Here is a 19,118-nt window from a genome sequence, read left to right as displayed (position 1 = left end):
GTCGCGGGGCGCCCCTGTCGTCCGTCCCTGCCATGCTGAGACAGGGGATGGTTCGCAGTCGCGTGTGCCGGATTGCGCGATGCGTCCGGCTTGCATTCATAGCTGAAGGAACTTCATGCGTTTCATCATTCAGAGGCTGCTGCTGTTTGTGGCGGCGTTGTTCGGCGTTTCGATACTGGTGTTTGTCGCGCTGCGCATTCTTCCCGGCGATGTGGCCGCGGTGATGGCCGGCACGGCCGCCACCCCTGAGCGCATTGCCGAGTTGCGGTCTCAATTCGGTTTGGACCGTTCGTATCTGGAGCAGTATCGCGACTGGGCCGCCGGCTTGCTGCATGGCGATTTGGGTACATCGGTGCTGACCGGCCGCACGGTGGCCTCGCAGGTGGCGACCCGGGGTTCCCTGACCTTCCCCCTGATTGTGATGAGTCTGTTCGTGGCGCTGGCGATCGGCTTGCCGTTGGGGTGCGCCGCGGTGATCGCCAGGGGACGTGTGCTGGCGGGGGCGCTGCATGTGGTGGCGATTGTCGGAGGCGCCGTTCCCGCGCTCTGGGGCGGGCTGCTCCTTATTCTGATGTTCGCCCGGGGAGTGGGGGTGTTTGGCGTGTTTCCCTCCCAGGGGTTTCCTTCGACCGGATGGCATGACGCCGGCGCCGCGTTCGCCTCGCTGGTGCTTCCTGCGCTGGCGACCGGCATTGTGGCCGGCGCGGGCGTGATGCGCTATACGCGCGCGGCGCTGGGCGATCTGGCGGACGGCGGCGCGGTCGTCATGGCGATGGCCTGCGGCATGACGCGACGGCAGGCCGTGCTTCGCGTGGGATTGCGGCTGGCCGCTCCTCAATTGGTGTCGGTGGCGGGACTGACCTTCGCGCAGATGATCACCGGCGTGATGGTGGTTGAATCGTTGTTCGCGCTGCCGGGGCTGGGCGCGCTGCTGGTTGGCGATGTCGGGAACCGCGACCTGATCGCCGTGCAGAGCGAGTTGTTCCTGTTGGCGGCGTTTTTCCTGGTTTTGGGTCTGGTGGTGGATCTGCTGCACCGGCTGCTTGATCCTCGACTGAAGTCCGCGACCGGTCGGGAGGGGCGATGATGGCGCGCATATGGACGGTGGCGAGGACCATGTGGTCCCATGGCAGCGGACGGTATTCGCTGATTGTGCTGGGGGCCTGGCTGGTGACGGCGGTGGTCTCGCTGTTCTGGACCCCGCAGCCGCTGCTGGCGACCGATGGCTACCATGCGTGGGACACGCCTTCGCCGGCGCATCCGCTGGGCACCGATGGCACCGGCGCCGACGTGCTGAGCTGGTTGATGGCCGGCTCGGCCACCAATCTGGCCATTGCGATGCTGTCCGTGCTGTGCTCGGCCGCCATCGGGCTGCTGCTGGTCGGCTGCATGGTGTCGCGCCGATCCGGCGTGGCTTCGGCGACGGTCGCCGTGGTCGACGCGCTGATTTCCATCCCGACCGTGTTGATCGCCCTGTTGCTGACCGTGCCGCTGGGAGCTTCGGCCGGTGTGATCGTGGGGGCCTGCTCCATTGCGTACGGCCTGAATCTCGCCCGCATCGCCCGGCCAGCCGCCATGCTGGCGGCGACCTCCGAATATGCGCAATCGGCGCGACTGGGCGGCGCGTCCGGCTGGTATGTGCTGACGCGCCATGTCGTGCCCAATACCGTTCCCGTGCTGATGGTGCAGTTGTCGATGTCGGCGGGGACATCGATTCTCGCGGAAGCCGGATTGACGTATCTGGGCGTGGGCGTCGGCGCGGGAACCCCGAGTTGGGGGCATTCGCTGGCCACGTCGGTGAAGTTCATCAACGTGTTCCCCCTCACCGTGCTCTGGCCGGGGCTGGTGGTCACCGTCGTGGTGGTCGCGCTGAATCTGTTCGGCGACGCCCTGCGCGACGCCGCCGATCCGGTGACCAACCCGGCGCTGCGCGATCTTGGCGGCAACAATGCCGAGCGGTCACGGGAAGAGCGGGGGGAGAGGCGATGAGCGTTGCAATCAATGACCTGAATGTCTCGATCGCGGGCCATCGCATTGTCCGCGGCGTGCATATCGATATCGCCGACGGCGAGCGTGTTGGTCTGATCGGTCCGTCGGGTTCCGGCAAGTCCATGATCGCCAAGGCGCTGATGGGCATTCTGCCGTCCAATGCGACGACGTCCGGATCGATATCCGTTGACGGCGGGGAGCTGGCTGGTGCTGCCGAGACGGAGCTTGCGGATCTGCGTGGACGGTATATGGGCATGGTGTTTCAGAATCCGGCCGCCGCATTGAACCCGGTGTGGAGCGTCTCCAGGCAGATCGGATTGCCGTTGGCGCTGCATTACGACGTGGATGCCTCGGAGCGTCGCGACCGCGTGATGGCGATGCTGCGCAAGGTCGGACTGCCCGAGGATGTCGCGGATAAATTCCCCCATGAGCTGTCCGGGGGGCAGCAGCAGCGTGTGGGCATCGCGACGGCGCTGATCACGTCGCCGCGGCTGATCGTCGCCGACGAGCCGACCACCGCGTTGGATTCGATTACGCAGCGGCAGATCATCGATTTGCTGGTTTCCCTGGTGGACGACGCCGGCGCTTCGATGCTGTTCATCACCCATGATTTTTCGGTGCTGGCTCATGCCACCACCAGATGCTATGTGCTGGAGTCGGGCGAGGTGCGCGAATCCGGCGCGACAGCCGATGTATTGTCCTCGCCGCAGAGCGAGGTGGGCGGACGGCTGGTGGCCGCGGCCCGCAAACTCACGTTGGAGGCCGGTCATGCCGTGTGATCATGATGATTCCCGAGGGGTCGCGTTGCTTGCCGTGCGCGGCGTCTCCAAGTCGTTTCAGTCGGGGAGGTCCCGCCGGCAGGTGCTGTTCGACGTGTCCGTCGATGTGCATGCGGGCGAGTGCCTGGCCGTCATCGGTGGTTCCGGCTCCGGCAAGTCGACGCTGACCCGCATCATGCTGGGGTTGGAGCGCGCCGATGCGGGTTCGGTTGCGTATGACGGCCATGCCGTGACTGGTCGTGACCGGACTGTGCAGCGTGAATCCGGTTTGGTGTTTCAGGATCCGTTCAGTTCGCTTGATCCGCGCTGGACGGTCGCGCAGTCGGTGGCCGAGCCGCTGCGGTTGCGCGGCGTGGGCCGGGACGAGGCCTTTCGGCGGGCGCGTCACGCGTTGCAAACCGTCGGTTTGGATGCCGACGCATTCGGGCGGCGCTATCCGGTGGATTTGTCGGGCGGCCAGGCGCAACGAGTCGCCATCGCCCGCGCCATTGTGGCCGAGCCCCGCGTCCTGCTGGCCGACGAGCCGATGAGCGCGATCGACGTGGCCGCCCGTCTGCAGATTCTCGACGCCTTCGCCGCGATCCGCGCGGCGCGGCCCGATGTGGCCCTGGTTGTGGTTTCGCATGATCTTGGCGTGGTCCGTCATCTCGCCGACCGCATTCTGGTGCTGCACGACGGGAGCGTGGAAGAGGTCGGGCCGACCGCCGAAGTGCTGTGCGACCCGCAATCTGAGTACACCAGGGAACTGATCGCCGCCGCCACGCTGTGACTCGTGGGCTGCGATGGGCGCCCAGAGACGGGTGTCCATATTCCGAACACTTGCCGTGTCGGAACTCGCCGTCGCGGCTCGGTGTGCTATGGTGTGAACCATGCAGTTCATTTCATGTTGTTGTTGTCGCTAACCGACGCCCGTAGGCGGACGGTTGACAACGCATAACTTGAAATAGGACAGTGAATTCGCGCAACGAGGTTTCAGCGCATTCTTGTATCACGCAGTTTGGCGGCAATGCGCATGCCGTAATACCGTACTCACGCCATCTGCGCTGAACAGTCCCGTTTCCGGCATATTGCCAGCAGCCACACGCCTTGGATCACAAGCCCATCCATCCGAACCAGCAAACAGGCACCATCAGAAACGAGACTTCCATGACCATCGTCAACAGCATTTCCGAACTCATCGGCAACACCCCACTCGTCAAACTCAACCATGTCACCGACGGCATCGCCGCCACCATCGCCGTCAAAGTCGAATACCTGAATCCGGGAGGATCCTCCAAGGATCGCATCGCGGAGCGCATCATCGACGCCGCTGAGCGCTCGGGGCAGCTGAAGCCCGGCGGCGTGATCGTCGAACCCACTTCCGGCAACACCGGCGTCGGCCTCGCGCTCGTGGCTCTGCAGCGCGGATACCGCACCATCTTCACCCTGCCCGACAAGGTCTCCGAATCCAAGCGTGCGGTGCTGCGCGCCTATGGCGCCGAAGTGATCGTCACCCCCACCGACGCGGGCCCCGACGATCCGCGGTCCTACTATCAGGTGGCCGAGCGGCTCGCCAAGGAGATCCCCGGCGGTTTCCGGCCCAACCAGTACGACAACCCGAACGGCCCGCTGAGCCACTACTACACCACCGGACCGGAAATCTGGGAGGCCACCGACCACAAGGTCACCCATTTCGTGGCGGGCATCGGCACCGGCGGCACCATTTCCGGCACCGGCAAATATCTCAAGGAGGTTTCCGACGGGCGCGTGCGGGTGATCGGATCCGATCCCGAAGGTTCGATCTATTCGGCGACCGATCCGGACAAGGTGCATCAATACAACATCGAGGGCGTGGGCGAGGATTTCTATCCGGGTGCCTTCGACCGCACCATCACCGACGACATCGTGCAGGTGGGCGACGCCGAAGCCTTCGAAATGACCCGTCGTCTGGCCAATGAGGAGGGGCTGCTCGTCGGCGGGTCGTCCGGCATGGCCGTGGTGAGCGCGCTGAAATACGCCCGCGCCAACCAGCTTGACGAAAACCAGCTCGTGGTGGTGCTCGCCCCCGATTCGGGCCGTAGCTATCTGGAGAAGATCTTCAACGACGACTGGATGCGCGCCAACGGATACGGCGATGTGGTTGACCGCACCACCAAGCCGTCGATCGCCGAACGGTATCTGTAGACGATCCACCGCTCGACGGGCGGTCCCATGCCGCCAAAACCCACGAAATCGCAAACCCAATCCACAAAACCCGTACACCGCTGATCGCAGCGCAGCACGAATACCGCAAAGGAAAACCATCATGACCATCGCAGCCACCTCCTACAATAACCAGTTCGCCGACGACGCGCTCGCCACCCGAGCCATCCATGCCGGCCAGGAGCCCGATCCGACCACCGGCGCCGTCGTCACGCCGGTGTACCTGACCTCCACCTTCAAGCAGGACGGCGTCCTCGGCCTGCGCGGCGGCCATGATTACAGCCGGTCCATCAACCCCACCCGCACCAGCTTCGACCAGCAGCTCGCCTTCGTGGAGGGCGCTCGGTACGCGTCGAGCTTCGCCTCCGGACTGGCCGCCATCGACGTGCTGCTGCGCGCCAGCCTGAAGCCCGGCGACAATGTGCTGCTGGGCGACGACGTGTACGGCGGCACCTACCGGCTGCTCAGCAAGGTGTTCGTGCCGTGGGGCGTGGGACTCGACGTGGTCGACATCACCAACACCGCCGCGGTGTCGGCGGCGCTCGCCAAGAAGGACTACGCCTACGTGTGGGTGGAGACCCCGTCGAATCCGCTGCTCAACATCACCGACATCGCGGCCACCGCGGCCGTGGCGCATGCGCATGGCACCAAGGTGGTGGTCGACAACACCTTCGCATCGCCGGCGCTCCAGCATCCGTTGGATGACGGCGCCGACGTGGTGGTCTACTCCACCACCAAGTACATCGGCGGCCACTCCGACGTGGTGGGCGGCGCCGTGGTGACCAACGACGAGGAATTGCACGACAAGGTGGCCTTCCTGCAGAACGCCGCCGGCGCGGTGCCCTCGCCGTTTGATTCATGGCTGGAAATCCGTGGACTCAAGACCTTGGAACTGCGTGTGCAGCGTCATTCCGCCAACGCCCTGGCCGTGGCGCAGTGGCTGGAATCCCAGTCCTCCGATGTGGTGGAGCGCGTATGGTACCCGGGCCTTGAGTCGCATCCGGGCCATGAGATCGCCAGGCGCCAGATGCACGGCGGTTTCGGCGGCGTGGTGTCGGTGCAGCTTGCGGGTGGCGTCGAGGCTGCGAAGCGTTTCGTGGGACGTACCCACATCTTCACGCTTGCCGAGTCGCTTGGCGGCGTGGAATCGCTGATCGAGGTGCCCGCGGCCATGACTCACGCCTCGGTCGCCGGCACCACGCTGCAGGTGCCCGACAATCTGGTGCGCATCTCCGTCGGCATTGAAAACGCCGACGATCTGATCGCCGATCTCGCCCAGGCGCTTCGCGCCTGAGTGGGTTTGGCGGCGCCGGGGCTAGACTGGCGTGCATGACGGATGATATGCGGCAGCCGGCGCTCAAGGCGCTGAAACAGTACTTCGGATATGATTCCTTTCGTCCGGGGCAGGAGGGGATCGTACGGTCGCTGCTGGCCGGGAACGATGTACTGGCCGTCATGCCCACAGGCGCCGGCAAATCGATCTGCTACCAGATCCCGGCGTTGCTGCTGCCGGGCGTCACCGTGGTGATTTCGCCGCTGATCTCGCTGATGCGCGATCAGGTGGACGCGCTGCGCGACGCGGGAATCAACGCGGCGTTCATCAATGCCATGCAAAGCATCGACGAGCAGGCCGATGTGCTGGCCGCCGCCGCGCGAGGCGAGATCAAGCTGCTGTATGTGGCGCCGGAGCGGTTGGAAACCGCACGGTTCCGCGATTTCGCCACCCGGTCGCCCATCATTTCGCTGGTGGCGGTGGATGAGGCCCATTGCGTGTCGCAGTGGGGGCAGGACTTCCGCTCCAGCTATCTCGGCATAGGGGAGTTCATCGCCGGCCTGCCGATGCGTCCGGTGGTCGGGGCGTTCACCGCCACCGCCACAGAACGCGTCCGTGACGATATCGTCACACTGCTGGGGTTGCGCAATCCCGCGCTGACCATTACGGGGTTTGACCGTCCCAATTTGTTCCTGGACGTCATCAAGATGGAGACGAAGGCCAAGAACCGCTGGATTGTGCGGTATGTGGGGGAGCATCGGGACGAGTCGGGCATTGTCTACTGCGCCACGCGCAAGGAGACCGAAGTGCTGGCCGACGGCATCAATGCGGCGTTCGGGGCGGGCATCGCCGTGGCCTATCACGGCGGCATGGCGCCCGAGCGGCGCGAACGGGCGCAGCGGGCGTTCGTCACCGACGAGGTCGGCGTGGTGGTGGCCACGAATGCGTTCGGCATGGGCATCGACAAGTCGAACGTTCGATACGTGCTGCACCACAATATGCCCGAATCCATCGAGGCGTACTACCAGGAGGCGGGCCGCGCCGGCCGCGACGGCGAACCCAGTCGATGCACCCTGCTGTGGAACGAATCCGACATCGTCACACGTCGCCGTCTGCTCAGCGCCGATTATGAGAACGACCGTCTGACGCCCGAGGAGGTCGAACTGGTCCGGCGCAGCAAAACACGGCTGCTGGACGGCATGATCGGATACTGCCGGACGACGGGATGCCTGCATGCCTACATACTGCGCTATTTTGGACAGTCCGTGACCACGGTCACCGGCGTGGAGGCGACATGCCCGAATTGCTCCAATTGCCAAACCACGTTCGAAACCATCGACGTGAGCGACGTCGCGAGGGCGATCAGTCGCTGCGTGCACGATCTCAACCAGGGTTTCGGATCGGGCAAGATCGTCGCCGTGCTGCGCGGATCGGCCGCCGCCGACATTGTGAATCGCGGGCTTGACGCCGTTCCCTCATATGGGGTGCTGAGGGATGTGCCGGAGGCTCGCGTGCGTGATGTGCTCAGCCAGATGGCATCCGAAGGGTATCTGACGATCACCCCCGGTCGGCTGCCGCTGGTGCGGTTCGGTCCGCTGGCCGCCCAAACCGCGCGGCCTGATTTTCATTATGAGATGAAGCGTGTGGCGCGCAGGCCGGACCGGCCGCGGAACTCGGGTCCGACGCCGGCGCTGGGCGTGGCCGACTCGGTGTCGAGCGACGAGGACGAGGCGCTGTTCCAGCAGCTGCGGTCGCTGCGCCGCGACATCGCCAGGGAGATCGGCAGGCCACCCTACATTGTGTTCTCCGACAAAACGCTGCGCGACATGGTCCGGCGGCGCCCCTCCAACCGCGAGGAGCTTCTCTCGGTCAACGGCGTGGGCCAGGGAAAATTCGAAGCCTACGGCGCGCGATTCCTCAAGGCGATCGCCGATTATTCGTCGGTGTCCTCAAGATGCTGAGAGATCGCGGTGAAGGCGGGGGATGAGGGGGACTGTGTGCCGTCGCATGTCATCTCCGACGCCAGCGCCTCGGAGAGCACCATCAGAGCAACGCGGCTGACGTCCTTGAGCTCACTGTCCAGCGTGAGATTCGGCGGCCCCACCAGCAAGGTCACATCGGCCAGGGCGATCAGCGGCGACGCCGCGAAATATGTGAGCGCCACAATGCGGGCGCCGGCGTCCTTGGCGGCGCGCACCGCGGCGAGCGTATGGGTGTTCGCGCCCGATCCGGAAAAAACGAACACCAGGCAATCGTCGGTAAGCATGCTGGCCGCAATATGCTGGTCGATGGTGTCGGTGAAGCATGCGACGTCGAAGCCATTGCGCAGTAGTCTCGACGTGAAGCTTGCCCCGATCGGCGCGGATAGTCCATTGGCGATCACGAGAATGCGCCTGGCGTCCCCGGCGAACTTGACGGCGGCGTCGAGTTCCTTGTCCGACAGCGTGCCCATCAGCAGGGGAAGTTGGTTGGCGAGTGTCGCGACGCGGTCATGCACGCGCTTCCCGTCGGCGCTCGGAGTGCTGTCCGACGCCGAATCCGGGGCGGTGGCGTTGTCGCCGACCGATGTGCTGGCCGCGAGCCGATCGCGCGCGATGAGCACGCGCACCTGCTGATATCCCTGATATCCCAAGGACCGGCAGGTGCGGACCACTGTGCCCGCCGAACTTCCCGACCCCTGCGCGACGGCGGCGACCGTGAGCTCGCCGTCCGCGCCATCCCAGTGGTGCAGCAGATACTCCGCCACGCGACGCTCCGCCGTTTTGAGCGATGGCATCATCGAGATGATTCTCGATTTGACCGGCATCGATTCGATTTCCATAGTGTGTATTGTAGGTGCCTCGGACCGGTGAACGTGACGTGATGCAAGGCACCGTGGGACCGCCTCGTGAGGCGGCCCCGGTCTGGATCACCAGATGACGCGCATGCCGTCGTTGACGGTGGGGGTCCAGGGGCTGTGGGACGTCAGGAAGTCGATGATGAGATCGGGCATCTCCCGATCGATGACGCGGACCGTGTCGCAGGCGGCCAGCATCTCGTAGCCGCCGGTGCCGGTCGCCCGGTAGCTGTTGCACACCAGGTCGATCGGCTCGTCGCCCGGGATCTCGGACCCGTCCGCGAAGGTCAGTTCGGTTACGCGATCGCCAAGAGGCCTCGTCAGGTCGAAGGTGTATCGAATGCCGGCGTAATAATCGTAGTTGTAGTGCTCTATCTTGGGGCGGAGGAAACGGTCGGAGACCACCGGCCCGCCATCCTGCAGATCGAAATAGGATGCGCAGCGCTCGAGGGCCCGTTTCAGCGCTTCGCGGCGTACCGACAGCACCGCCAGCGAATTCGCGAAGGGGTAGATCTGGAAGACGTTGCGGCGGGTGACGGCCGCAGGCACCGCAACGGCCGTGTCCGCAAGCGACGCGCATGAGACGCGTGCGCCTGAGACGGCGAGCTGAACCGCATTGAACAACGCGGCGATCTCGCTGCCGTGCAGGGCGGCGTCGAGGTGCTCCTGCGGGGCGATGGGATGCGTGAGCGTCCCCGCCGGACGGTCGATCCACAGCTGCGTGCGGCGCTCGTATGGCTCCAGCGTGGCGTAGGGCTCGGCCGGGTGACTGTGGCCCACGGGCGTGAGTCTGGTGTGGACGTCCAACCGTCCGTCATCGTCAAGGGTGCAGGCGAGCTCCGCGTATTCCACGGCGGTGTTGCAGGTTTGGATGGTTACGGTCCCGTTGATCGTGGCTCCCGGCATGGAGATGTGCTGGTGGCCGGACAGCAGCAGGTCGAAGTCAAGATCATGGGCGATCTGCCATGCGCGGTTCTCAGTGGTGTCGGAGAGCTTGGCGCCGGTCCTCACGTCACGCTCATAGCCGCCGTGGTAGATGCAGATGCTGACGTCGCAGCGGCTCTTCAGGAACTCGCTCATCTCCTGCGCCGCCTCCCAGGTGTCGGTGACGGCAAGCGTGGTCAGATGGCGTTCGTCCTCCCACACGTTCACCCAGTCCGTGACCAGTCCAGTGACGCCAAGGCGAATGCCGTTCGGCAGGTCGACGAAGGCGTAGCGCCTGATGGGCAGCCGGTCGGTCAGGTCTCGCACGTTGGCGCATACGCAGGTCGCGTCGAGCGCGTTGAGATAATCCCCGATCGCCCGGGGGCCGTAATTGAAGTCGTGGTTGCCGAGCGTCACGAAGCTGTAGCCGGCGGCGTTGAATGCGGTGGCGATTGGATGGGGCAGGCCCCTGACGGCTGTGCGGTCGTCGTTGCTTGCGTCGCCGCCGATGAACAGCTGGGAGTACGGGGTGCCCTGCAATGTGTCGCCGCCGTCCATGGCTATCATGGGCATCGGTTCGCGGTCGGGCAGCCCGCATATGCGGCGGGCCCACGAGTCGTCCGTGAAATCCTCGGCCATATTGAGCAGGCCGCAGTCTTTGGCGTTGCCGGTGGCGTAGTCGACGGGGAAGATGTGACCATGGGTGTCGGATGTGTAGCAGATGCGGAATGCTCGTGTCATGCGTGAATACCTCGATGCGGAATGAAAACGATTATGGGACGGAGCGCCGGCGGGGCGCTCCGGGTCAGCCGTTGGCCAATTTGACGCGGATCTTGGTCGAACCCCATTCGACGACGAGGATCAGGACGATCAGACCCCAGAGAATGGAGGCCGCGTCATTCCAGCGGTAGGAGTTCATGGCGAAGATCAGCGGCGCGCCGATGCCGCCTGCGGCGACCAAACCCAGAATGGTCGCATCGCGCAGGTTCATGTCGAAGCGGTAGATCGCGGTGGAGGCGAAGCTCGCCATCATCTGGGGGAAGACGCCGAAGCGTATCTTCTGCCAGATGTTCATGCCCATGGCGGTCATCGATTCGAGCACGCCCTTGTCGAGATCCTCGATGGATTCGATGAACATTTTGCTCACCATGCCCACGGAACATAGCGACATGGTCATCAGACCGGCGAAGGGACCGGGGCCGGTGACCCGTACGAACATGATGCCATAGACGAACACGGGCACGGTTCGGATGCACATGATGGCGAAGCTCGCCAGCCATGCGATGGGCCTGGGCATAAGATTCGACGCGGCGAGGAAGGCCAGCGGCACGGCGATCACGGCGCCCACCACGGTGCCCATGAATGCGATGCAGACCGTTTCCAGCAGCAGATAGGGCACGCCGGTCGTGGTGAGGTTCAGCAGGATAGACCAGTTCGGGTGCAGCAGGCCGCCGAGGATCGAAACGACCACGGTCCAGCCGGAGTTCGCCTGGCCTCCGGAGGATTCGATGCCCGTGGCGGACCATATCAGCAGTCCCGCAATCACCAGTGCGACGAGGATGTTGCCGATGGGGGTGCGGGGACGGGATGCGTACAGCTCGTCCAGTGTGGCGCGTTTGGCCATGTCGGAAGGTCGTGAGGTTGCGGAAGTCATGGGTGATCCTTTCAGCTCAGGCGCTTTCGCGCGGCTCGGCTGACGTTCTCGATGACGAATACGGTGGCGAGCAATTCGATCAGGATCATGCCCACGGTGGCGTATTCGCGCCAGGCGAGGTTCTCGTTGAGGATAAGGCCCAGACCTCCGGCGCCGACATAGCCGAGGATGGCGGAATAGCGTACGTTGCCTTCAAAGCAGAACAACGCGTTGGACAGATAGTAGGGCAGCACTTCGGGCAGGATCGCGAAGCGGAATGCCTGCCAGGTGGAGGCGCCCATCGAAGTCATCGCCTCATACGGGCCCATGTCCACGGACTCAATGGCCTCGTACAGCACCTTGCCGAGATACGAGAAGGTGAAGAGGGCGATGGCGGTGGTGCCCGCCAGCGTGCCGAGCCCGAAGATGTAGGTGGCGATCAGGGCGGAGATGATGGTCGGGATGGTGCGGATCAACGAGAAGACGAAGCGCATGGCGACCGTGACGGCCTTGACGCGCACGATCGTGGTGGAGGCGATCATGGCGAATGGCACGGCGAGTACGCCGCCGATGGCGGATCCGATCAGCGACATTTGGATGGTGGCGACCAGGGGGCCGACGATGCCTCCCGCCGATTCGAGGTCGGGCGGAAACATGCGGCCGAGGATCTCGAAGAATTCGTCGCCCCTGGCGGCGAGCGTCGCGGGGTTGAAGCCGGTGAACCATACGCAGAACGTGCTGAACGCGAGTACCGCGATGGTGATCGGCGCGGCGAAGGAGCGGGGTTTGGTCACTTCGGTGCCGGATGCGAGCTTGATGACGGTGTCGCCTCGGCGAAGCGCCGGTTCGCCTTGCGAGGGTGATGCTGGTTGGCTCATTGGTCTCACCTCGCGGTTTCGGCGGTGCCTGTGTTGGCGGCGCCCATCGTGCCCGGCGTTTCATCGCCGTAGATCGTATGCAGCACGTCGGCGGTCACGCCGTCCACGCCGCCGTCGTACACGATTTCGCCGGCGCGGATGCCGATGACGCGATTGGCGTGGCGCAGTGCGAGGTCGACGTGGTGGATGTTGATGATGACGGTGATGTCGCGTTCGCGGTTGATGCGTCCGAAATCATCCATAACCTGCTCGGCGGTGACCGGGTCGAGGGAGGCGACAGGCTCGTCGGCCAGCAGAATCGTCGGGTTCTGCATCAATGCGCGGGCGAGCGCCACGCGCTGCTGCTGTCCACCGGAGAGCTGGTCGACGCGCGTGTAGGCTTTGCCGGCGATGCCCACCTGATCGAGCGCCTCGAGCGCGTCCATGACGTCCCTGTGCGGGAAGATGCCGAGTAGCGAGCGCCACCATGGCAGGTCCGGCACTCGGGCGGCGAGCACGTTGGAGATCACTTTGGTGCGTGTGACCAGATTGAAGGATTGGAAGATCATGCCGATGCGGCGGCGGAAGCGGCGCAGTTGCCTGCCTTTCAGCGCGGTCACGTCATGTCCGTCGACGTTGAGCTGGCCGTCGGTGATGGTGATCATGCGGTTGATGGTTCGGATCAGCGTCGATTTTCCGGCGCCGGACAGGCCTATGACTGCTACGTATTCACCCTGGTCGATCGTGAGGTTCACGTCTTTGAGGGCCTTGTAGCCGTTGGGGTAGGTCTTGTTCACATGTTTCATCTCGATCATGTGGATGCCTGTTTTCTCCTGGTGGTTGTGCTGTGGTGGTGCGGTGGCGGTTTCGTCCGGTGCGACGATGGGTCGTCCGGCGGGACTTGCGTGTCCTGCGTCGGGCGACCCGTGTGGTGGCGGTGGGGTGTTACTTCTTCAGCGACTTGACGATTTCCTGGGCCTGGCGCTCGTTGTCGTAGTCGGAGGACTTGGCCACTTTGTAGCCCTTGTGGGTGTAGATGGCGATGACCTTCTTGCCCTCGTCGGTATTGCCGATGTTGATGAAGGAGTCGGACAGGGCCTTCTTGAATTCGTCGGACATGATCGAGGAATGCTTGGATACCGAGATGGTGTCGTTGTAGATGGCCGGGGTCACTCCGACGACCGCGGTGTCCTTCCAGATGTCGTTGGTGCGGCCGAAGTCGCTGGTCCACTTTTTGGCGTAGTCGAGGCGTGCGTCGGCGTAGGTGGCGAGCACGTCGAACTGTCCCTGGGCGAGGCGGGCGAAGGCGGAGCCGTAGGAGTCGGACTGGGCCGCGTGGGCCAGGTCGCCGATGGACTTGCCGTAGTTGTTCTTCAGCCACAGCGCCGGGTAGATGTAGCCGGCCGGTGAGGAGGCGCCCATGACGGACCAGTTGGCGGAGTTGAGATCGTCCCAGGTGAGTTTTTCGCCGCTGTTGATCTTCTTGGCGAGTTCCTGTCCCTTGGCGGACGGTCCGGCGATGATCAGGGCGCGGTACGAGGTGACCTGCTTGCTTGAGTCGCTGGTGATCGGCGCGGCGTCGTTCCAATCCTTCGGGTTGTCGGAGTCGACGCTCAGGCCGTCGCGGGTGGCGGTGAGCAGCACGTCCACGTCGTCGTCGTACAGCACGTAGGTGCCGCCGGGGATCAGGCCCACGTCCACGGTGCCGGCTGAGAGGGATTCGCCAACCGCTTCGTAGCTGGAGCCGACGGTGATGTCGACGTTGTTGACGGTGTATCCGGATTTCTTGAGTTCGTCCTTGAGCATGTTCTTCAGGGGCTCGGTGGCGGTGATGATTTCGTCGGGATCCTTGGAGGGGACGAAGGCGATTTTCAGCGTGTCGATGTTCTTGGAATCGGTTGCCCCGTTGTTGGCGTTGGAGCCGCATCCGGCGAGCAGGCTCAGGCACATGGCACCTGCGAGCAGAGCGGATCCCGCGGTTTTCAGGGTGGAGACCTTCTTCTTCATTGCGTTGAGCAAAGTCATGGATTGTCCTTTCGATGAGGTGCCCGACCATGATGGCGAAGCACCCGGCGGCCTTGGCGCGTCGGTCTTTCCCGGGCCCTCTCCTGTTCGCCGCCGCTCCTCAGCATAGCGGTGTGTAAAACGAGATTCAGCGACTTTAGAAAGACGATGAACATCGTTCACTGCGTGTTCATTTTGGCGTTTCGCAAACGGGGTGCGGCAGGCGTCGCCGTGGTCTGAAAACGCCGGCGTTCCGGCAGCGATGGACTACGATGGAGCTCGACGGAATCCACTGATCCTAGGAGGAGATGCCGATATGACAGAAACCACGCGCAGCGACCGACCGGTCGTCGAGAGCTTTCAGCTGGACCACACCAAGGTGAAGGCGCCGTATGTGCGCTACATCGATACGGAGAAAGGGCCGCATGGCGATGTGATCTCCAACTACGATCTGCGCCTGGTGCAGCCCAACGAGAACGCCATTCCCACCGGTGGACTGCACACCATCGAGCACACGATCGCCGTGCTGCTGCGCGAGCGCATCCCCGGCTACATCGACTGCTCGCCGTTCGGCTGCCGCACCGGCTTCCATCTGCTGACGTGGGGCGAACATTCCACCGAAGACGTGGCGAAGGCGTTGAAGGAGTCGTTGGAGTTCATCGCATATCAGGCCACGTGGGACGACGTGCCCGCGACCACCGTCGAAAGTTGCGGCAACTATCGCGACCACAGCCTGTTCACCGCCAAGGAGTGGTGCAAGGGCATCCTCGCCAAGGGCATCAGCTCCGACCCCTTTGAGCGCAAGGTGGTCTGAGCCATATCGACGGGGCGGCCCATGGTATGGCCCGTGGTATCTTGTTCACGCATGAAAACGTATTGGCAGGGAGGAGCGTCATTCAGCATGTCCGCCACGACAGATTCCGTCTCGCATGAGTTCCGCAAGGCCACCATGGCCGATTGGGACGTGATTCAGGGCATCTACGCCCATGCGCGCAGGCTGATGGCCGCCAACGGCAACCCGACGCAATGGGCGGGCGGCTTTCCCAGACCCGATGTGGTTCGCCGTGACATCGAGCACGGGTGGATGACGGTGCTGGTGGACCATCAGGGGGAACAGGGCGCCGAGCGCATTCTTGCCGTGTTCTCCATCTGCCCGGGCGTCGACCCCACCTATGTGACGATCGACGGCGCCTGGCTGGATGACGACGAATACGTCACATTGCATCGCATCGCCTCGTCCGGACTGGTCAAGGGCGTGGCCGATGAGGTGTTCGACTGGGTGATGTCGCGGCATTCCAATGTGAAGGTGGATACACATCCCAACAACAAGGCCATGCAGCATGTGATCACGTCGAACGGCTTCACGCGCTGCGGTTTCATCAAGCTCATCGACCGGCCATCGGATATCATCCGCATCGCCTATCAGCGACACGACAAGTAGCTGCGGGCCGTTCACCGATTCACGGCACAGGGGCCGGGTCGCCAATCATTGTGAAGATTGGCGACCCGGCCCCTGACTCGTCGGCGCACTTGGAACGTACGTGCGGATTGGCTGAGGCGGAACCGGATTAGTCCGCGGATTCAGCCAATTCTCGCCCGAGCTTCGAGCGCCTGCGGCTGTAGCCGAAGTACACGCACAGGCCGAGCGCGAACCAGACGGCGAACCGCACCCAGGTCTCCCAATTGAGGCCCGCGATCAGCACCAGGCAGAACACAATCGCGCAAATCGGGGTGAACGGCACCAGCGGCGCCCTGAATCCGCGATGCGCATTCGGCTGGGTGCGGCGCATCCACAGAATGCCGGCGGAGACGATGATGAAGGCGGTCAGCGTGCCGATATTCACCAGTTCGAACAGGATATTGATGTTGATGCAGCCGCCGGCGATGGCGGTGAGCAGTCCGAAGAACCAGGTGCCCTTGAACGGGGTGCGGTATTTCGGGTTCACCTCGCCGAAGAACTTCGGGAACAGTCCGTCGCGGCTCATGGCGTAGCAGATGCGGGACTGGCCGTAGAGCTGTACCAGCATCACGGTGGTCATGCCGATCAGCGCGCCGAGGTTGACGATCACGGCCAGCCAGTTCATGCCGGTGGCCAGGATCACGCCGGCCACCGGGGCGTCGATGAAGTTTGCGAACTCCTGATAGGGCACGATGCCGGTCATGATCAGCGTCATCGCCACATAGAGCACGGTGGAGACGGCGAGCGACAGCAGAATGCCGCGCGGCAGCGTCTTGTTGGGGTTGACGGTTTCCTCGGCGGAGGAGGACACCGCATCGAAGCCGATGAAGCTGAAGAACACGATCGAAGCCGCCGGCAGCACGCCGTACGGCTGGGTGGAACCCGGCTGGAAGGTGTAGACGCCATAGGGGGAGAACGGTTTCCAATTGGACGGATTGACGAACCAGACCGTACACACGATGAACAGCACGATGATCGCCAGTTTGATGAGCACCATGATGTCGTTGGTTTTCTTGGTCTGGTTGATGCCGATCGACAGCACCCAGGTGATCAGCAGCACGATGACGAAACCGGGCAGATTGAAATAGGTGGCAACTCCCGGCGTGGTGCCATAGGCGGCGGTGAGCTCCACCGGCAGATGAAGGCCGAAGCCCTCCAGCAGCTTGTTGAAATAGCCCGACCATCCGGCGGACACGGTTGCGGCCTGCAGGGCGTATTCCAGAATCAGGTCCCAGCCGATGATGAAGGCGATGAGTTCGCCGAAGGCCAGATACGAATAGGAATAGGCCGAGCCGGACACCGGCGCCATGGAGGCGAACTCGGCATAGCACAGGCCTGCGAATCCGCAGCAGACGGCGGCCATCAGGAACGACAGCGACAGCGCCGGGCCGGCGGTGAGCGCGCCCTTGCCCGTCAGCACGAAAATGCCGGTGCCGATGATGGCGCCGATGCCGAGCATGGTCAGGTCAAAGGTGTGCATGGTGCGTTTCAGCGGAGTGGACTCGGCTACCAGCTGGTCCACGGACTTCTTACGGAAAAGGTCCATAATCTTCTCTCAGACAAGATATCGGGGCTGGACCGGACGGAATTCCGGGACCCCGACACGCCTCAACGTCGGGAGTCAAGAATCGGTTCCCGCACGTCGGATCGCGAAAGCGTCTGGCGTCCGCAGGGCGGTGATGGAGCCGTGGCGGAGGGAACTGTTGGAAGCTCAGTATATGCCGCGCGGATGACCGCTGGGCCGCGCGGCATCTGTGATGGTGTTGCGTCGGTGCCCGCCGCCGGGAATGTCACGTCACATGTGGGGGCCACAATAGGGGACTATGAGTTTGAATGCAGCACCACAGTGGAATTTCTCGAGCGAACAGGGCAAGGCGAATTACGAAGCCGCGTGCAGGCGGTATCCGGCGCAGTGCATCGTCGATTTGAAGGCGTTGCGCGACAATATGGCCCGGCTGGTGGAACTGTGCGGCGGCGGGGATTCGTCCACGGCGGTGATGGGCGTGGTGAAGGCGGACGCGTACGGCCATGGATTGGTGCCGGCCGCGCTGGCAGCTCTCGCCGGCGGCGCGACATGGCTCGGCACGGCCCAGGCGCATGAGGCGCTCGCCCTGCGCGCCGCGGGCATCGGGCCGGATCGCTGCCATATCCTGACATGGATGTATTCGGGACTTGAGGTTCCCTTCGACGAACTCATCGCCGCGGACATCGACGTGTCGGTCGGTTCCCTCGCCGGCATCGCGCGGGTTGCCGAAGCCGCCCGCAGGGTGGGCAAGCCGGCCCGCGTGCATGTCAAATGCGATACGGGGTTCGGCCGCAACGGCTTTACGCCGGCCGCGTTCGACGGGGCGCTCAAGGCGCTGCGCGAGGAACAGTCGCTGGGGCTGATCCGCATCGTGGGCCAGTGGAGCCACCTGGCCGTGGCCGACGCCCCGGACGTGCCGGAGTTCGTGAAGTCCACCGATTCGCAGATCGCGGTGTTCGACGAGTTCACCGAGCGCATGAAGCGTGCCGGCATGGCGCCGGAGATCCGCCATCTGGCGAACACCGCGGCTACGCTGAGCCGTCCGAAGATCCATTACGAGCTGACCCGCCCGGGCATCGGGCTGTATGGCTATGAGCCGGACCCGGCCATGGGCACGCCGCAGCGCTATCATCTCAAGCCCGCGATGACGCTGCAGGCGCAGCTCGGCACGGTCAAGGACGTCGAGGCCGGTCACGGCATTTCGTACGGCCGCACGTATCTGACCCCGCAGAACACCTCCACCGCCATTGTGCCGCTGGGCTATGCGGATGGCATCCACCGCTCGGCTTCTGGCTTTGACCTGCAGGGAGCCAAGCATGTGGAGAAGCTCGGCGGCCCGGTGCGCATCATGACGAAGCAGGGGCCCAAGCTGGAACGGGTGTCCGGTCGCGTGTGCATGGACCAGTTCATCCTCGACCTGCATGGTTCGGCCGAGACGCTGGGCGTGCACGAGGGCGATACCGTGGTGCTGTTCGGCCCGGGCCGCGGCGAGACGGTGTGCGAACCCACCGCCGACGACTGGGCGCGTGCGGCGGGCACGATCAGCTATGAGATCTTCACCTGCCTGCGCAACCGCATTCCGCGCCTGTATCTCAATGCCTTCGAGGTGCTGCCGCAGGAGGACGTCAAACTGCTCGACCCCGCGTCGCTGCTATGAC

At 64.0% G+C, this 19,118-nt stretch carries 17 protein-coding genes; 10 read left to right on the top strand and 7 right to left on the bottom strand.

Annotation, left to right across the window (positions count from 1 at the left end; genetic code table 11):
- The first annotated feature begins 115 nt into the window (after window positions 1-115).
- The 7 genes from B2994_RS06850 to recQ all read left to right on the top strand — a co-directional run bounded on the left by B2994_RS06850 (window position 116) and on the right by recQ (window position 8,183).
- Window positions 116-1,087, top strand: coding sequence for an ABC transporter permease (locus tag B2994_RS06850; RefSeq protein ID WP_291527624.1), 972 nt, complete (start codon window positions 116-118; stop codon window positions 1,085-1,087).
- On the top strand, window positions 1,087-1,989 hold the full coding sequence (locus tag B2994_RS06845; RefSeq protein WP_291527623.1) for an ABC transporter permease: 903 nt from the start codon (window positions 1,087-1,089) through the stop codon (window positions 1,987-1,989). The genes B2994_RS06850 and B2994_RS06845 overlap by 1 nt, the downstream gene beginning before the upstream one ends.
- Window positions 1,986-2,768, top strand: coding sequence for an ABC transporter ATP-binding protein (locus B2994_RS06840; protein ID WP_291527622.1), 783 nt, complete (start codon window positions 1,986-1,988; stop codon window positions 2,766-2,768). The genes B2994_RS06845 and B2994_RS06840 overlap by 4 nt, the downstream gene beginning before the upstream one ends.
- Window positions 2,758-3,537, top strand: a complete 780-nt coding sequence (locus tag B2994_RS06835) for an ABC transporter ATP-binding protein (RefSeq protein ID WP_291527621.1) — start codon at window positions 2,758-2,760, stop codon at window positions 3,535-3,537. The genes B2994_RS06840 and B2994_RS06835 overlap by 11 nt, the downstream gene beginning before the upstream one ends.
- A gap of 377 nt (window positions 3,538-3,914) precedes the next feature.
- Window positions 3,915-4,931 (top strand): pyridoxal-phosphate dependent enzyme, encoded by a 1,017-nt coding sequence (locus B2994_RS06830; RefSeq protein WP_291527620.1) that lies wholly within the window; start codon window positions 3,915-3,917, stop codon window positions 4,929-4,931.
- 121 nt (window positions 4,932-5,052) lie between these two features.
- On the top strand, window positions 5,053-6,243 hold the full coding sequence (locus tag B2994_RS06825; protein WP_291527619.1) for a cystathionine gamma-synthase: 1,191 nt from the start codon (window positions 5,053-5,055) through the stop codon (window positions 6,241-6,243).
- Window positions 6,244-6,278: 35 nt separating this feature from the next.
- Entirely contained in the window at window positions 6,279-8,183 is a 1,905-nt protein-coding gene (gene recQ, locus B2994_RS06820; RefSeq protein WP_291527618.1) for a DNA helicase RecQ, read from the top strand.
- Here recQ and B2994_RS06815 read toward each other — a convergent pair.
- The 6 genes from B2994_RS06815 to B2994_RS06790 all read right to left on the bottom strand — a co-directional run bounded on the left by B2994_RS06815 (window position 8,156) and on the right by B2994_RS06790 (window position 14,497).
- The gene (locus B2994_RS06815; protein ID WP_291527617.1) at window positions 8,156-9,043 is read right to left on the bottom strand and encodes a MurR/RpiR family transcriptional regulator; all 888 of its coding nucleotides are present in this window, start codon (window positions 9,041-9,043) and stop codon (window positions 8,156-8,158) included. The two genes, recQ and B2994_RS06815, sit on opposite strands and share 28 nt — an antisense overlap.
- A gap of 87 nt (window positions 9,044-9,130) precedes the next feature.
- The gene (locus B2994_RS06810) at window positions 9,131-10,723 is read right to left on the bottom strand and encodes a bifunctional metallophosphatase/5'-nucleotidase (RefSeq protein ID WP_291527616.1); all 1,593 of its coding nucleotides are present in this window, start codon (window positions 10,721-10,723) and stop codon (window positions 9,131-9,133) included.
- Window positions 10,724-10,787: 64 nt separating this feature from the next.
- Window positions 10,788-11,636: a phosphonate ABC transporter, permease protein PhnE gene (gene phnE / locus B2994_RS06805; RefSeq protein WP_291527615.1), complete on the bottom strand. Its 849-nt coding sequence runs from the start codon at window positions 11,634-11,636 to the stop codon at window positions 10,788-10,790.
- An 11-nt stretch (window positions 11,637-11,647) separates the two neighbouring features.
- Window positions 11,648-12,493, bottom strand: a complete 846-nt coding sequence (gene phnE / locus B2994_RS06800) for a phosphonate ABC transporter, permease protein PhnE (protein WP_291527614.1) — start codon at window positions 12,491-12,493, stop codon at window positions 11,648-11,650.
- A gap of 5 nt (window positions 12,494-12,498) precedes the next feature.
- Window positions 12,499-13,293, bottom strand: coding sequence for a phosphonate ABC transporter ATP-binding protein (gene phnC, locus B2994_RS06795; protein WP_414630661.1), 795 nt, complete (start codon window positions 13,291-13,293; stop codon window positions 12,499-12,501).
- Window positions 13,294-13,417: 124 nt separating this feature from the next.
- Window positions 13,418-14,497 (bottom strand): phosphate/phosphite/phosphonate ABC transporter substrate-binding protein, encoded by a 1,080-nt coding sequence (locus B2994_RS06790; protein WP_291527612.1) that lies wholly within the window; start codon window positions 14,495-14,497, stop codon window positions 13,418-13,420.
- 295 nt (window positions 14,498-14,792) lie between these two features.
- On the opposite strand from B2994_RS06790, the gene B2994_RS06785 reads away from it, so the two are divergent.
- Both B2994_RS06785 and B2994_RS06780 read left to right on the top strand, forming a co-directional pair.
- Complete coding sequence (locus tag B2994_RS06785; protein ID WP_291527611.1) at window positions 14,793-15,290, top strand: S-ribosylhomocysteine lyase; 498 nt, start codon at window positions 14,793-14,795, stop codon at window positions 15,288-15,290.
- An 87-nt stretch (window positions 15,291-15,377) separates the two neighbouring features.
- Window positions 15,378-15,917 (top strand): N-acetyltransferase, encoded by a 540-nt coding sequence (locus tag B2994_RS06780; RefSeq protein ID WP_291527610.1) that lies wholly within the window; start codon window positions 15,378-15,380, stop codon window positions 15,915-15,917.
- Between the two features lie 127 nt (window positions 15,918-16,044).
- Here B2994_RS06780 and B2994_RS06775 read toward each other — a convergent pair whose 3' ends face one another.
- Window positions 16,045-17,481, bottom strand: coding sequence for an APC family permease (locus B2994_RS06775; RefSeq protein WP_291527609.1), 1,437 nt, complete (start codon window positions 17,479-17,481; stop codon window positions 16,045-16,047).
- 277 nt (window positions 17,482-17,758) lie between these two features.
- Here B2994_RS06775 and alr point away from each other — a divergent pair, with 277 nt between their 5' ends.
- Entirely contained in the window at window positions 17,759-19,117 is a 1,359-nt protein-coding gene (gene alr / locus B2994_RS06770) for an alanine racemase (RefSeq protein ID WP_291527608.1), read from the top strand.
- Window position 19,118 lies beyond the last annotated feature (1 nt).

The sequence above is a fragment of the Bifidobacterium sp. UBA744 genome (assembly GCA_002298605.1).
GTDB lineage: Bacteria > Actinomycetota > Actinomycetes > Actinomycetales > Bifidobacteriaceae > Bifidobacterium.
This window is presented reverse-complemented; position numbering and strand designations above follow the sequence as displayed.